Source organism: Kitasatospora sp. NPDC051984 (genome assembly GCF_044593455.1).
Taxonomy (GTDB): Bacteria; Actinomycetota; Actinomycetes; order Streptomycetales; family Streptomycetaceae; genus Kitasatospora.
In genome coordinates this window covers 437,156-451,274 of record NZ_JBIUCB010000005.1, presented here as the reverse complement: position 1 = coordinate 451,274, position 14,119 = coordinate 437,156, and the positions used below count along the sequence as shown (strand labels likewise).

Genomic DNA, 14,119 nt, shown 5'->3' with positions numbered 1-14,119 from the left:
AAAGCAGTTCGGATTTCGATGCCGAGGTAAGCGAACGGCAAAGCCCCGGACCGGATGGGGCTGCCCGGCCCGGGGCGATGAGTGCGCTGACGGTGCGTCAGGAGACGTTCAGCGTGATGTCGTCGAGGACGAACGAGGTCTGCTTGGTGTAGTCCTCGGCGCCGGTGAACTTCAGCGTGACGCTCTGGCCGGCGTAGGCGGCGAGGTTGAAGGTGCGCTGCTGGTAGCCGGCGGCGGCGTTGACGTTGGAGTAGGTGGCCAGGGTGGTGCCGTTGGCCGTGACGGTGAGGGTGTCGAAGACGGTGGTCGGGGACGACGCGGTGTCGATGTGCAGCCAGAAGCTGAGGTTGTAGTTGGCGCAGCCGGTCGGCAGGGTGACGGTCTGGGCGAGGGTGTCGGTGTTGGCGGCGCCGTAGCCGTCCAGCCAGACGTCGTAGGTGCCGGAGTGGGCGGGCTCGCTGGTGCTGCTGTTGATGGTGCTGGCGCCGCCGCTGTTGGTCTCGGTCCAGCCGGAGGTGCTGCCGGTCTCGAAGCCCGGGTTGGTGATCAGCTGGGCGGGGGTGCAGGTGGTGCCGCCGCTCGCGGCGACCGTCCAGGTGAAGGTGGCGGTGGCGGACGGCCCGGTGGAGTCGGTGGCGGTGGCGGTCACCGTGCTGGTGCCGGCGGTGGTGGGCGTGCCGCTGATCAGGCCGGTGGCCGGGTTGACGGTCAGTCCGGCGGGCAGGCCGGTGGCCGCGTAGGACAGGGTGCCGCCGGCGGTGTCGGTGGCGGACAGCTGGAGGCTGGTCGCGGTGCCGACGGTGGCGGTGCGGGCGCCCGGGTTGGTCAGCGAGACCGAGCCGGTGTTGCCGCCGGAGCCGCCGCCCTGGGCTAGCCAGTCGGTGGCGTTGAGGGCGAGCGCGGCGTCGGTGCCGGCCGGGTCGTTCCACCCGTTGTAGAGGGTGTTGCCGGGCTGGCCGGTGCCGTCGTCGATCGGCGAGGAGTCGCCCCAGATCGCCACCCGGCCCTTGCCGAACGTCGAAGTGACGAACGCCGCACCGGTGTTGCCGCTGTAACCGGTGCGGTAGACCAGGCCCTTGACGTTCGGGTTGTCGGCGGGCTTCAGGGTGAAGGTGGTGCCGTTGCGGATGATCGAGCCGGTGACGGTCCCGAACGGCCCGTTGATCACCGGGTCGGTGGCGGAGGAGATCGCCCGCGGATTGTCGGTGGTGATGTTCAGCAGGTCGACGGAGAAGCCGAACGGGTCGTTGTTGTTGACGCCGTTGCTGGTCAGCAGGTCGTTGATGATGGCCGGGGAGTCCCAGCCGTCGTTGTTGCGGTCGCTCTGGGTGTGGTCCGAGATCAGGAACAGGCCGCCGCCGTTCTGCACGAACGTCATCACGGCGGTCTTCTCGGCCGCGCTGAGGCGGATGTTGGGCTCGGGGATCACGAACTCGTCGAAGTTGGCGAGGTCGAGCGCGCCGCCGGTGCCGTAGGTGATGGTGTTGCCGGCGGGCAGCGTCTTCAGGCTGTAGTTGCCGGTCTTCTGCAGCGCCACGCCCCAGGCCGAGATGGCGCCGGTCCAGCTGGTCTCGCTGGTCGGGTTGGCGTTCTGCGCCAGCGGGTCGGGCTGGCTGGTGGAGATGATCCAGTCCGCGTTGCCCGCGGTCTCCGCCTTGGTGTTGTCGAACAGCACCCGCTTCGGGGTGCCGGTGGCGGCCGCGGCGGCGTTCTTGGGGGTGGCCGCGGTGGCGTGCTGCGGGACGGCGCTCGCGCCGGCGGCGACCACCAGTGCGGCGGCGGCGAGGGCCAGCGGGCGGGCGGCCTTCCACGTTCTGATCATCTGTCAATCTCCTAGGACCACAGGAACCATGGGGTGTGGTGCGGTGCGCTACGCGCGTAGGCGGGCACACGCTGCCATGGTGGGGTAATCGGAGCTTGAACGGAACATGTCGATCACACGCCGTCCGCAATGGTGCGGTTTGTCCCTACGTGAGGGTGATCACCTTGCGGCGGCGACAGTCATGAGCCCGGAACGCCAGGTGGGACGGCATTCCGGGCTCACGGACGGTGGCGCCGCGTCAGGCAGCCGCGGGTTCCAGCAGGGCCGGGACGGGACGCGGGTGGCTGTCGGCGTCGATGGCGACGAACGTGAGCCGACCGGTGGCGACCCGGGTGACCGGCCCCGTGGCGTTCCAGCGCTCGGCCGTGACGGTGACATGGACGGTCATCGAGGTACGCCCCGCCCGCTCCAGCTCGGCGTGCGCGGTGAGCAGGTCGCCGGCCCGGACCGGGGCCAGGAACGTCATGCTGTCCACGGCGGCGGTGACCGCCGGGCCTTCGGCGTGCCGGGCGGCGGCCGCGCCGGCGGCGTCGTCGATGAGCTTCATCACCACGCCGCCGTGGATGGTGCCGTAGAGGTTGGTGTCGTGCTCACTCATGATGTGCGCGAGCGTCACCTCGGACGCCTGTGCGGGCTTTGCGGCGGACACCACAGGTGCGACGGTCTGATCTGCCACGTCAACTCTCCTTCGCGAGTCACGGCTGGACGATCCGCGGCGCCGGTGGGCACCGCGGGCGGCGGCAGGTCTTCGGACTCGCGGGCATCTCCCCAGGAGGGCCTGTCTACTGGCCGTCGCTTCCCGGACCGGTCGGGCCCAGTGCATGTGACGGCGGTCGTTCCCGCTCACCGCTGCGAGGCAGTCCTGGACTCGCACCAGGTTCCCTCTTGCGACGCTCCAGCCCTGGCTCGGACGGGGGCGAACCGCTGCCCGACCAGCCTATATCCCCATCCGAGGTGCTCAGTCCGCCCTCCGGCCGGGAGGCCGGGGAGCTGTCGGCCCGCGGGGCGTCGGGGCGGGTGGGGGCGGGTCGATGATCCGACGCGAGGTTTCGGCGGCGGCCGGCGGGACGGGGGCGACCGGTGAGAAGGTCACGCCCCCGAGGGGGTCGGTTCGCCGGGCAGCCACGAGGCGTCGGGCGGGTGAGGGTCGGACCGGCGGCCGGCGCAGCGCGAAGGCCTCGACGGCGACGGGACCGGGTCCGCCGGGCGATGTCACGGGCGTCGGGGCGGGCATCGGCGCGGGCGTCGGCGCAGGCGTCGGGGCGGGTGAGGGCGCAGGCGTCGGGGCGGGTGAGGGCGGGTCGATGGATAGGCGCGAAGGCCTCGACGGCGACGGGAACGAAGTAGCCGTGACGGGCGGGGAGGTCACGCGAGGCGCCCTGCCCTGCGCCCGCTCGGAGGGGTGTACGTCCGCCGGGCGGTGTCACGGGACGTCGGCACGGGTCGGGGGGGCGGATCGGCTGCCGGGCGCAGCGCGAACGGCTCGGCAGCGACGCGACCGCAGGGCGCTCCGCGTGGAGTGACGTCAGTCCACGCGGCACGGGTCGGGGGGCGGATCGGCTGCCAGGCGCAGCGCGAACGGCTCGGCAGCGACGCGACCGCAGGGCGCTCCGCGTGGAGTGGCGGCAGTCCACCAGGCGCAGCACAAACGAACCCGGCAGCAACACGACCGCGAGGCGCTCCACCCCAAAGGCATCAGTCCGCCGGGGGCGCCACGGGGCGTCGGCGCGGGTCGGGCGCGGCGCGCAGGGCTCGGCAGCGGCGGGACCACCCGGCGTCCGCCCGGAGGGGCGTCAGTCCGCTTGGCGGTGCCATGGGGCGTCGGGGCGGGTGGGGGTGGGGGTGGCGGTCAGGCGGAGGGCGTAGGTCTCGGCGGAGATGGGGCCGAGGTAGTGGTGGCCGGTGAGGTGGCACCAGGCGGGGAGGTCGAGGGGGGCGGCGGGGTCGGTGGCGTGGACGTGGACGATGGTGCCGGCGGGGGCGTCGGTGATGGCGGCGCGCAGGCGCAGCAGGAGGGTGACGCAGAGCAATCCGCGTCCGTCGACGGTGAGTTGGGGCGTCTGGTGGTCGGTCATCGCTTGGCCCGGGTGGCGGCGGTGGCGAGGGCGGGGAGGATCAGCAGGGCGAGCAGGCCGCCGCCGAAGGCGAGGACGGGGTAGCCGGCCAGGTCGACGACGGTGCCGGAGGCGAGGCCGCCGGTGGCGCCGGAGATGGCGATGGCGACGTCGATGCTGCCCTGGGTCTTGGCGCGGGTGGCGAGCGGGACGGCGTCGGTGAGGATCGCGGTGCCGGAGACCAGGCCGAAGTTCCAGCCGAGGCCGAGCAGAACGAGCGCGAGGGCGAGCAGTGGGGCGGAGTCCGCGGGGGCGACGGCGGCGAGCGTGCCGGCCGCGAGCAGGGTGAGTCCGGCGGCGGCGCCGATGGCGAGCGGGCCGTACCGGTCGACGAGCCGTCCGGTGAGCGGGGAGGGCAGGTACATCGCGGCGACGTGCAGGGAGATGACGAATCCGGCGGCGGCGGTGCTCTGTCCGGCGTCGTGCATGTGGACGGGCGTCATGGTCATCACGCCGACCATGACGAGCTGGGTGACCACCATGACCTGCGCTCCGAGCAGGACGCGGTTGCGAACGCGGGCGGTTGACGTGGCGTCGGTGGCGGCGGAGGTGTCGGCCTCGGCGGTCGGGGTGGCCGCGGCGGCGGCGCGGGCGAGCAGCAGCGGGTCGGGGCGCAGCCGGGTGGCGAGGACGATCGCGGCGGCGGCGTAGGCGACGCCTCCCAGCAGGAACGGTCCGGCGAGGCGGGGCAGGTGCAGGGCCTCGGCGAGGGCGCCGGTGGGGTCGGCCAGGTTGGGGCCGAGGACACCGCCGAGGGTGGTGGCGACCAGCACGGTGGAGATCGCCCGGGCCCTGTGCCCGGGTGCGGCGAGGTCGGCTCCGGCGTACCGGGCCTGGAGGTTGGTGGCGGTTCCGGCGCCGTAGACGAACAGCGCGAGGAACAGCAGGACGGGGCTGTGGAGCGCGGCGGCGGCGATCACGCCGACGCTGCCGACGGCGCCGGTGGCGTACCCGAGGGCGAGTCCGGGGCGACGGCCGCGGGCGGCGGATATTCGGCTGACCACGATCGCGGCGAGCGCGCTGCCGGCGGTGAACAGCGCGCTGGGCAGCCCGGCCAGCCCGGTGCTGCCGAGCATGTCCTGGGCGAGCAGCGCCCCGACGGTGATGCCGGCGGCCAGTCCGGCTCCGCTGAGGATCTGGGAGGTGACCAGGACCCGCAGGATGTGCCGCTGAACGGCGGGGTCGGCGGCGAGTTCGGCGGGTGGCGGCGCGGTGGTACTGGTCACGGACGTTCCTCGATTCTCCATGGTTCTGTGGAATACCATATCGGCCGCCCCTCCCGGCAGACCGCGTCCGACCGCACTGCTACCGTCCCCGCCCGTGCACACTCGCCCCGACGCCCAGGACTCCCCCGACGCCGCGCTCGCCCTCCGCGGCGGCCTGCCCGACCAGCACGCCGCATGGGCGTTCCTGCGCTGGTACGCCGACACCTGGTTGGGGCGGCCGCTGCGCCCCGAGGACGGCTGCCCGGAGGAAGAACTGGCGTCAACAGGACGGGAATTGGAGCTCGAACTGCCTGCCGCGCTGCGCGCCGGATACCGCCTGCTCGGCCGCCGGACGGACCTGACCTCGGCGCAGGACCCGCTGCTCCCGCCGTCCGGGCTGTTCACGTCGGAGGCGACGGACACCGCGGACCGCGTGCTGGTGTTCCGGGTGGAGAACCAGAGCGCGGCGGCCTGGGGCATCCCGCTCGACCGGCTGTCCGAGGCGGACCCGCCGGTGCTGGTCGAGTCCCGGGACGGGTGGGTGCCGTTCCTGGAGCGCGTCTCGCTCGCCTGGGTGGAGCTGGTGCTGATCGAGTCGCTGCTGGCGGACGGCGCCCACGCCGACTCCTGCGAACTGCCCGCCGCGCACTTCCCCGCGCTGTTCCGCCACGTCCACCGGCTCCCGCTGCCGGACCATCCGATGTGGACCGGCCCCGACGAGTCGCCGCTGCGCTGGTACGCGGCCCCGGGCCTGCTGGTCCGGCACGACGGCGGCGAGGACCTGTGCTGGCTGCACGTCCACGCGCGCACCGCCGAGGAGTTGACGGCGTTCCGGGAGGCGTACCCCGCCGACTGGGTGTGCTGAACGAGCGCCCGGCGCACATATCGGGAGGGGCGCGCTGAGCGGGTGCGACGAACGCCCCCCGTGCGAGTGGTGAAAGGGACTCGATGGGCGGAGCGCGCGTTCCGGGGCGCGGCGCGCTGCCACGCTGGGCCGATGATCTCTCGACGCGGACTCCTCTTTGCCTCCGGCGGCGCGGTGACGGCCGCCGCCCTGGCCGGCCCCGGGGCCGACACCTCTCGTGCGGCGGACGCGGCTCCGTCCGACCCGGCGCGGAAGGCGGCGGCGCTCGTCATGGCGCGCCGGATCCTGCTGACCGACGCCGACCACAATGACCTGACGCTCGAGTACCTGAAGCTGCTGACCGGCCGTCAGCGCGTGAAGAAGACCGAGACGCGCGACGTCCTGGTGGTCGGCGCGGGCGTGGCCGGCATGGTGTGCGCCCGGCTGTTGCAGGCGGCGGGCCACAAGGTGCGGGTGCTGGAGGCGAACCGCAGCCGGGTGGGCGGCCGGGTGAAGACCTTCCGCGGCGAGGTGTGGCAGGACTCCCGGCTGCACGCGGAGGCCGGCGCGATGCGCATCCCGTCCAGCCACGTGCTCACCCTCGCGCTGGCCGACCACCTGAAGGTGCCGCGCCGCCCGTTCGACCTGGTGGACCTCCCGCCGGTGCCGGACGAGGTCTCGCACGACGCCAAGGTGGTCTACAAGTCGTGGACGGGCGAGGAGTTCGCCAGCGGCGAAGCGCCCGCGTACGTCGCGCCGAAGGGCCTCGGCAGCCGCTTCCTGCACGTCAACGGGCAGACCGTCACCAAGCAGCAGTACGCGCAGGACCCGGCGCCGATCAACAAGAGCTTCGGCTGGGACAGCAACCAGACCACCTCGAAGGCCTTCGACAAGGCACTCGACACCGCCCGCGGCTACACCATGGACAAGAACAAGGACGGCACCTGGACGGACAAGCCGATCGCCGAGCGCGTCACCGGCATGGCCGAGCTGCTGTACGACATGGACGGCTACTCGCTGCTGCGCTACCTGCAGGAGGGCGAGGGCTGGGGCGACGCCCAGATCCAGGCGGTCGGCACGCTGGAGAACCTGACCAGTCGGCTGTCCTACGGCTTCCTGCACTCCGTGTTCGACGCGGGCGACATCAACCCGTCCGTCACCTACTTCGAGTTCAACGCGGGCACCGACGCCCTCACCGAGGCACTCTCCAAGGGCCTGACGATCGCGCGCGGCCAGGTGGCCACCCGGGTCCGCACCGACGAGCACGGCGTGACGGTGACGGCCGAGCCCGAGAGCGGCCCGGAGGACGAGGCCTGCGACGGCGCGATCGGCGGCAAGTCCACCGACTACCGGGCGGACATGGTGGTGCTGGCGGTGCCGTTCGCGGCGCTGCGGCACGTCGACTTCGAGCCGCTGCTCCCCTACGGCAAGCGCCGCGCGATCAACGAACTCAAGCACGACACCGCGCACAAGGTGCTGCTGGAGTTCACCGAGCGCTGGTGGGAGTGGGACGAGAACACCTGGAAGAGCAAGCTCGGCAACGACTACAAGCCCGCCCCGCACGGCGCGGCGGTGGCCGCGGTCGGCGGCGGCTGCATCTCCGACGAGGCCAGCCGGTTCATCTACTTCCCCTCCCACCCCAGCGACGGCGGCGCGCCCGGCGGTGTCGTGCTGGCCGCCTACAACTGGGCGGAGGACGCGCTGCGCTTCGACGCCCTCACCCCCGCCGACCGGCACACCGAGGCGCTGGAGCACCTGACCGGCCTGTACGGCGAGCGGATCCGGCGCTACGTCACCGACCGGCACGTCTCGCAGTCCTGGCTGCGCAACCGCTGGGCGCTGGGCGAGGCCGTCATCGAGACGCCCGGGCAGCTGCTCAGCCTCGGCCCGCACGTGGCGACGCCCGTCGAAGGGAAGCTGTTCTTCGCCGGCGACCACTGCCAGCCGCGCTACCACGCGTGGATCGCCGGCGCGATCGCCTCCGGCGTGGAGGCCGCCCTGCAGGTCGCCAACACGGTCTGACCATTCACAACACCCGCCGCCGGTACCCGATGTCTCGTCAATCGGGCACCGGCGGCAGGCGTTTCGCCGTCCCGGCCCGAGCCTTTCCGACGGCGGATCAGGCCGGGCCTCGCGCTGCCCGACCGGCTATCAGCGGCCGTGTCCCGGAGGGCGTCCCGGCGGGCGCACGGATACCATCGGCCCATGCGTGACACCGGCGGGGACCAGCGGCGCTCCGTGCTGCTGGCGTTCCGCTCGGCGGTGGCACTGCACCGACTGCTGGACGTACTGCCGGTGTTCGAGGGCGACGGGCGGATCTCCCGCTGGTTCACGCTGGTGCCGGGTTCCCGGTTCGATCTGGAGGCGCTGGCAGCGCTGGACCGTTCCGGCGCCCGGGTGATCGACTTCGAGCAGGCCACCGCCCGGCCGTTCGACCTGGTCCTGACCACCAGCCCGAAGGGCGCGCTGGCCAGCCTGTCCGCTCGGGCCCGGGCGCTGCTGCCGCACGGCGCGGGCTTCAACAAGGCGCTGCGCGAGGAGGGTTCGCCCGAGCTGCCGTCCGGCCTCGACCCGGCGTTCCTGCTCTCCGACGGCGCGCCGTGGGCCGATCTGCACGGTCTCGGTCATGCCGAACAGCTGTCCCGGCTGGCCGAGTTCTGCCCGCCGGCGGCCACCCGCGCGGTCGTCGTCGGCGATCCGACGCTGGACCGGATGCTGGAGTCCGACCCCCGCCGCGAGGCGTACCGGGCCGCGCTCGACCTCGGCGACCGGACCTTGCTGGCGGTGCTCTCCACCTGGGGGCCGGAGAGTCTGCTGGTCCAACGCCCTGATCTGCCGGGAGAGTTGGTGCTCGGCCTGCCGGTGGACCGGTACCGGGTCGCGCTGCTGGTGCACCCCAACGAGGTCGGCGAGCGCAGTCGGCTCGATCTCGCCGAGCAGTTCCGTCCCGAGCTGCGGGCCGGTCTGCTGCTGCCGTCCCCGCACCAGGACTGGGCGGCGGTCCTGGTCGCCGCCGACGCGGTGATCACCGACCACGGCTCCACCGCGCTGTACGCCGCCGCGCTCGGCCGTCCGGTGCTGAACGCCTACGACGGCGGCCGGGAGTTGATCGCCGGCACCCCGATGGCCCGGCTGCTGGCCGCCGCACCACGCTTCACCGGGCTGGACACCGTCCGCGACCTCACCCCGGCCGCCGCTCCCCCCGGCCCGGCCGCCGACGCGTTCGACCGACCCGGGCAGGCGCTGGGCCTGCTGCGCACCGAGCTGTACCGGCTGCTCGACCTGACGCCCCCGCGGCAGCCGGTGCTGGCCCAGCCGTTGCCCCTGCCGTCGGTGCCGCGGTCGGCCGCGCCGGCGCTCGCGGTGCGCGCCGAGGTGGACGGGCAGCGGGTGCGGGTGGAGCGCTTCCCGGCCGCGACCGAGCTGCCGATCCACCACCTGTCCGCCGAGCACCCGGTGGCCGCGCTGGCCCAGGTGCGCAGCGCCGCCGTGCTGTGGCGGCGCCCGGGCTCCGGCCGCTGGACGGTGGCCGGCTGGACCGCCCACGTGCTCGCCGAACTCCCCGCCTGCCTGACCGCCGCGGCCGTCCTGTCCGCCGACCGTTTCGTGCTGCGGCACCGCCACCGCGGCCCGTTCACCGTGCAGCTCGCCCCGGGCCGGTCCGGTGGGCGCATCCACCGCATCGACCCGACCGCCGCCGTCTCCGCCGTCCACGCCTGGCTCGGCGCCCACCCGACAGCCGACGGCCCTTTCGAACTCGACTGCGTGCTGGGCCCGTTCACCGCCCGCCTCACCGTCCGCCCGGCCCGCGCGGAGGAGCTCGACGCGGAGCTGTGACCGGCGATCAGGCGGGGAAGCTGCCTCCCAGGCTCCACATCACGGACCAGGGCTGGCCGGGGACGACGGACTTCTCGAAGACGTTACCGTTGGTGGCGCCGGAGTAGACCCGGACCGTGCCGTCGGTGTCGGTGACCGTGGAGGGCGAACCGGCGAGGATTTCGCCGCCGAGGTCCATGCCGATGTTCCAGGGCTGGTTCGGACGGAGGTCGTTCTCGTAGAGCTTTCGGTCGGCACCGTGGGCGACCACGATGACGGTGTTGTCCTGGCCGATGGCGACGGAGGGCGAGCCGACCAGGTTGTAGTTGCCACCCATGTCCCACGTCACCGACCACGGCTCACCCGGGACGACGGTCTTCTCGTACAGGTGACCGTTGGTGCCGTGCGCGTACACCCGGACGGTGCCGTTGTTGTCGGTGATCGCGGCGGGGTTGTGGTCCAGGTTGCTGCCGCCGAGGTCCATGCCGACGTTCCACTTCTGGTTCGGGCGGAGGTCGTTCTCGTGGAGCCTGTGGTCGGCGCCGACGGCGACCACGATGACGGTGTTGTCCTTCGCGACAGTGGCGGAGGGAGAGCCGGTCAGGTAGTTGTCGCCGCCCATGTCCCACGTCACCGACCACGGCTCACCCGGGACGACGGTCTTCTCGTACAGGTGGCCGTTGGTACCGTGCGCGTACACCCGGACGGTGCCGTTGTTGTCGGTGACCGCGGCGGGGTTGTTGTCCAGGTTGCTGCCACCGAGGTTCATCCACTTGTTCCAGCCCTGGAACGGACGCAGGTCGGCCTCGTAGAGGACGTGGTCGGCACCCACGCCGACAACGATGATCGTCCCGTCCTTGGCCACCGTCGCGGCCGGCTGACCGGCCACGTTGCCGCCCATGTCCCACCAGCCCGACCACGGGCCGCCCTTGTCCAGGTGGTTCTCGTAGATGTGGCTGTCCGCCCCGCGACGGTAGACCCGCACCGTGCCGTTCTGGTCCACCACCGTCGAGGAGGAGTGCGACAGGGACGTGGGGGCAGGGGCGCTGTCCAGGATGTTGTCGTAGCGGTAGGGCCTGAAGTTGCCCGAGGTGAGATCGCTGCGGGTCCGGGTGGAGATGCGCGCGTTGGTGCCGCTGTGGGCTTCCTCCATCACGGTGGCGACGGTGTGGCCCGAGTCGGCCCATTCCTTGAAGAGCACGACGTGGGTGTCGATGTTGTCCAGCATGTCGCCGGGCTTCAGGTCGTCGTAACTTCCGAGCTGTGTAGCGTAGTTGGGCAGCGTCCAGGTCGTGTCGCCGTAGTTGGTGCCGGCCGTCGAGAGGTGCCAGGCCATCGAGATGAATCCGGAACAGTCCTGGCGGTAGGTGCCGTTGGAGTCCGTCCAGTAGCTGGTCTGGCTGTACGGGACGCCCTGGTCGACCCAGGACTGGGCGCGGGCGATGACCTCGTCGCGGGTGATCGCGCCATTGACCGAGGAAGCGGCAGCTCCGGCGGAGAGGCCCTGGGGTTTCGCGACGCCGGCTGCGGCGAGTTCGGCCTGGGTGGCCGTCGCGGGGTTCTTGACGGTCGGGGTGAACGCGGTTCCGTATCCCTTCGAGGCGATACCGGGCGTTGGCGAGCTGGTGACGGTCTGGCCTTTGGCGGGCAGCGGGCTCACGGAGACGCTCTGGCCCTTGGCGGGCAGCGGGCTCGCGGGGGCGCCCTGGCCCTTGGCGGGCAGCGGGCGTGCGGGGGCGCCCTGGCCGTCGGCGGGCAGCGGGCGTGCGGGGGCGCCCTGGGCACCGAGGCTCAGGGCCATGGGCAGGACGGAGGCGGCAGCGAACGCGGCGGCCACGCGGAGGGTACGGATGGGCATGGGGACTCCTCAACAAAACGTAAGAAGCCATGGCGGCGCCCGCACTTCGGGGCATCCGTTCGAGCGGTGACGCGGCCGGGGCTGCCGTCCGCCACGGGCCTTCGCCCAATCGGACTGCCGGAGACCAGCCAGTGCGCCACGCACACGTCAAGCGACGGCTTGACGAACTCCCGCTCCAAATCCGCCAGTTGAACTCACGCCGCGCAGAACGATCCACCGGACCGGGACCCGCTGCGGGGGCAGAACCCGCAGATCGATCGCGGTCCGGTCCGCGGCCTACTCGCTGTCCGGTACACCGCCGTGCGCGGCGCGCAGTTCGGCGGCCCTGGCGCGGTGGCGGGCGGCGTCCTGGGGGTGGCCGGTGCGCTCGGCGAGGGTGGCGAGGTCGGTGCGGATGCGGGCCTCGTCGAAGGTGGAGCGGCGGGCTTCGGCGTCGGCGAGTGCGGCGGTCAAGTGGGGCTCTGCGTCGAGGAATTGGCCCGCCCGCAGCAGGGCCTGGCCGAGGCCGAAGCGGGCACGGGCGGAGATGCGTTGACGGCCCGGCATGCCGGTGAACGCCTGGTACGCCCGGGCGAACAGGTCGGCGGCGTCCGGCTGGTCGGCGGCGGCAGCGGCCTTGGCGCACTGGTAGGTCTGCAGCGCGGCGCCGTACGCGTTGCCGATCTCCTGGTGGATGGCGCGGGCCGCGTCGAAGTCGGCGCGGGCGGTGGCGAAGTGCGCGCGGGCGGTGTCGGCGTCGCGGTGTTCGGTGGCCCATTGGCCTTCGGCGAGGGCGAGTTGGCCGTGGAAGTCGATGGCGGAGGCGGCGAGTCGGCGGTCGGCGGAGGCGTCGCCGAGCAGGTCGGCGAGGGCGCGGGCTCGGTCGAGGGCGGTGGCGGCCTCCTCGAAGCGGGCGGTCTCCCACAGCGGCCGGGCGAGCAGGCAGCGGGTGCGGATCCGGGCGGGCAGCCGGTCGGCGCGGTCGGCGGCGGCCACGGCCGCGGCGAAGGCCTCGATGGCGTCGGCGTGCCGGGGGTGGTCGAGGAAGTGCGTCCACAGCGATTCGGCGAGTGCCACGGCGTCCTGGTCGCGGCCGCTGTCGTGGGCGAGCGCGACGGCGCCGTACAGGGCCTGCCGGTTGGCCTCCATCCAGTGCAGCGCCTGGGACTTGACGGTGCCGAGGTCGGCGTCGGGGACGCCCGGCAGCGGCGGCACCTCCGCTTCGACGGTGAGGCGGGCGCCGGCCATCACCAGGTCGGCGCGGGCGCTCTGGCGGCGCAGCCAGTGCAGGACGCGGCGGCGGGCGTCGGCACGTTCGGTGCCGTCCGGGTCGGCCTGCCGGGCCCGGCGGTCGGCGTGGCCGCGGACCAGGGCGTGTCGGCGGTAACCGCCGGCCCGGTAGTCGAGCAGTCCGGCGGCGACGAGTTCGGCGAGGGCGTCCTCGGCGGCCGCCAGGCCCTGGCCGAGCAGCGCGGCGGCGGTGTACTCGGTGGCGAACGGGCCGGGGCACTCGGCCAGGGTGCGGTACAACTGGGCGGCGTCGTCGCCGAGTTCGGCGTAGGCGGCGTCCCAGACGGCTTCCACGGGCCTGCTTCCCTGCTGGTGGAGTTCGGCGGTGAGGCGTTCGGCGAGCGCGGCGAGGGTGCGGTGCGGGACGCGGCGGGCGAGTTCGCCGGCCACCTCGGCGGCCTTGGGGAGTCCGGCGCAGGCGGTGGCCAGGGTGTGCACGGTGGCGGGGTCGGCGGCGGCCCAGCGCTTGTCGCCGAACAGCAGGCGCAGCAGTTCGGCGGTGTGGTCGGTGGAGAGCGGCGCGAGGGCGAGCTCCAGCGGGGCGGTGTCGCCGAGGTCGTACAGCGGGCCGTGGCTGGTGACCAGTACCAGGCTGGCGACGGAGGCGGGGAGCAGCGGCTGGACCTCGGCGCCGGTGCGGGCGTTGTCGATCACCAGGAGTCGGCGGCCGCCGCGGGTGCGGGCCCAGTACTGGCGGGCCAGCGAGCGGAAGTCCGTTGCCAGCCAGGCGCGTTCGACGCCGAGGCCGGAGAGCAGGTCGGCGAGGACGGCGGCCAGGTCGACCGCGCCGTCGCGGCGGTACTCGTCCAGGTCGACGTAGTGCGCGCCGTCCGGGTGGCGCTCGGCGAGGCGGTGGCCGACGCGCAGGCACAGGGCGGTCTTGCCGATGCCGCCCAGGCCGCTGATCGTCACCACCTGCGGGGTGCCCTGGTTGGTGCCGTCCGGCTCGGGGAGCTCGGCGATGCGGGCCTGTTCCTCGGTGCGGTCGACGAAGTGGGCGCGCTCCGGCGGCAGTTCGAAGGCCGGGGCGTGGACGACGGCGGCCGCCTGGTGGATGTTCACCGTGCTGACGTGCTGCGCCTGCACCACGGTGTCCACCCGGGCGTGGTCGCCCACCACGTTGCGCGTCTGTTCGGTCACGCGCCAACCCTACGCGGTGGCACGGGCCCTGACCGGGAGACGCCGCAACCG

General features: G+C 73.2%; 9 protein-coding genes and 1 riboswitch. Of the genes, 3 read left to right on the top strand and 6 right to left on the bottom strand.

The features are described from left to right. Positions 1-97: 97 nt before the first annotated feature. From ACIHEI_RS13520 to ACIHEI_RS13505, 4 genes are all read right to left on the bottom strand, one after another. On the bottom strand, positions 98-1,822 hold the full coding sequence (locus ACIHEI_RS13520; protein ID WP_396606740.1) for a putative Ig domain-containing protein: 1,725 nt from the start codon (positions 1,820-1,822) through the stop codon (positions 98-100). Positions 1,823-2,060: 238 nt separating this feature from the next. Further along, on the bottom strand, positions 2,061-2,498 hold the full coding sequence (locus ACIHEI_RS13515) for an acyl-CoA thioesterase (protein WP_396606739.1): 438 nt from the start codon (positions 2,496-2,498) through the stop codon (positions 2,061-2,063). Positions 2,499-2,564: 66 nt separating this feature from the next. Then, a riboswitch (cobalamin riboswitch) is annotated at positions 2,565-2,709 on the bottom strand. A 906-nt stretch (positions 2,710-3,615) separates the two neighbouring features. Next, positions 3,616-3,897 carry a sulfurtransferase TusA family protein gene (locus ACIHEI_RS13510; protein WP_396606738.1) on the bottom strand — a complete coding sequence of 94 codons (282 nt, stop codon included), beginning with the start codon at positions 3,895-3,897 and terminating at the stop codon, positions 3,616-3,618. Next, positions 3,894-5,162 (bottom strand): MFS transporter, encoded by a 1,269-nt coding sequence (locus tag ACIHEI_RS13505; protein ID WP_396606737.1) that lies wholly within the window; start codon positions 5,160-5,162, stop codon positions 3,894-3,896. Before ACIHEI_RS13505 ends, ACIHEI_RS13510 begins: the two co-directional genes overlap by 4 nt. Before the next feature lie 94 nt (positions 5,163-5,256). Between ACIHEI_RS13505 and ACIHEI_RS13500 the strand changes: the two genes are divergently transcribed. The 3 genes from ACIHEI_RS13500 (at position 5,257) to ACIHEI_RS13490 (ending at position 9,822) form a co-directional block, all read left to right on the top strand. Beyond that, complete coding sequence (locus ACIHEI_RS13500; protein WP_396606736.1) at positions 5,257-6,006, top strand: SMI1/KNR4 family protein; 750 nt, start codon at positions 5,257-5,259, stop codon at positions 6,004-6,006. Positions 6,007-6,138: 132 nt separating this feature from the next. After that, entirely contained in the window at positions 6,139-8,007 is a 1,869-nt protein-coding gene (locus tag ACIHEI_RS13495) for a flavin monoamine oxidase family protein (protein ID WP_396606735.1), read from the top strand. A gap of 183 nt (positions 8,008-8,190) precedes the next feature. Further along, a complete protein-coding gene (locus tag ACIHEI_RS13490; RefSeq protein WP_396606734.1) occupies positions 8,191-9,822 on the top strand; it encodes a translation initiation factor 2 in 1,632 nt (543 codons plus the stop codon). Positions 9,823-9,829: 7 nt separating this feature from the next. Here ACIHEI_RS13490 and ACIHEI_RS13485 read toward each other — a convergent pair whose 3' ends face one another. Further along, positions 9,830-11,659 carry a hypothetical protein gene (locus ACIHEI_RS13485; RefSeq protein ID WP_396606733.1) on the bottom strand — a complete coding sequence of 610 codons (1,830 nt, stop codon included), beginning with the start codon at positions 11,657-11,659 and terminating at the stop codon, positions 9,830-9,832. 276 nt (positions 11,660-11,935) lie between these two features. Next, positions 11,936-14,068, bottom strand: a complete 2,133-nt coding sequence (locus ACIHEI_RS13480) for an AAA family ATPase (RefSeq protein ID WP_396606732.1) — start codon at positions 14,066-14,068, stop codon at positions 11,936-11,938. Positions 14,069-14,119: the final 51 nt, after the last annotated feature.

Excerpts from the sequence above, each read along its gene's own strand:
- ACIHEI_RS13520 (WP_396606740.1), bottom strand. The coding sequence starts at position 1,822 with ATGATCAGAACGTGGAAGGCCGCCCGCCCGCTGGCCCTCGCCGCCGCC.
- ACIHEI_RS13510 (WP_396606738.1), bottom strand. The coding sequence starts at position 3,897 with ATGACCGACCACCAGACGCCCCAACTCACCGTCGACGGACGCGGATTG.
- ACIHEI_RS13495 (WP_396606735.1), top strand. The coding sequence starts at position 6,139 with ATGATCTCTCGACGCGGACTCCTCTTTGCCTCCGGCGGCGCGGTGACG.
- ACIHEI_RS13490 (WP_396606734.1), top strand. The coding sequence starts at position 8,191 with ATGCGTGACACCGGCGGGGACCAGCGGCGCTCCGTGCTGCTGGCGTTC.
- ACIHEI_RS13485 (WP_396606733.1), bottom strand. The coding sequence starts at position 11,659 with ATGCCCATCCGTACCCTCCGCGTGGCCGCCGCGTTCGCTGCCGCCTCC.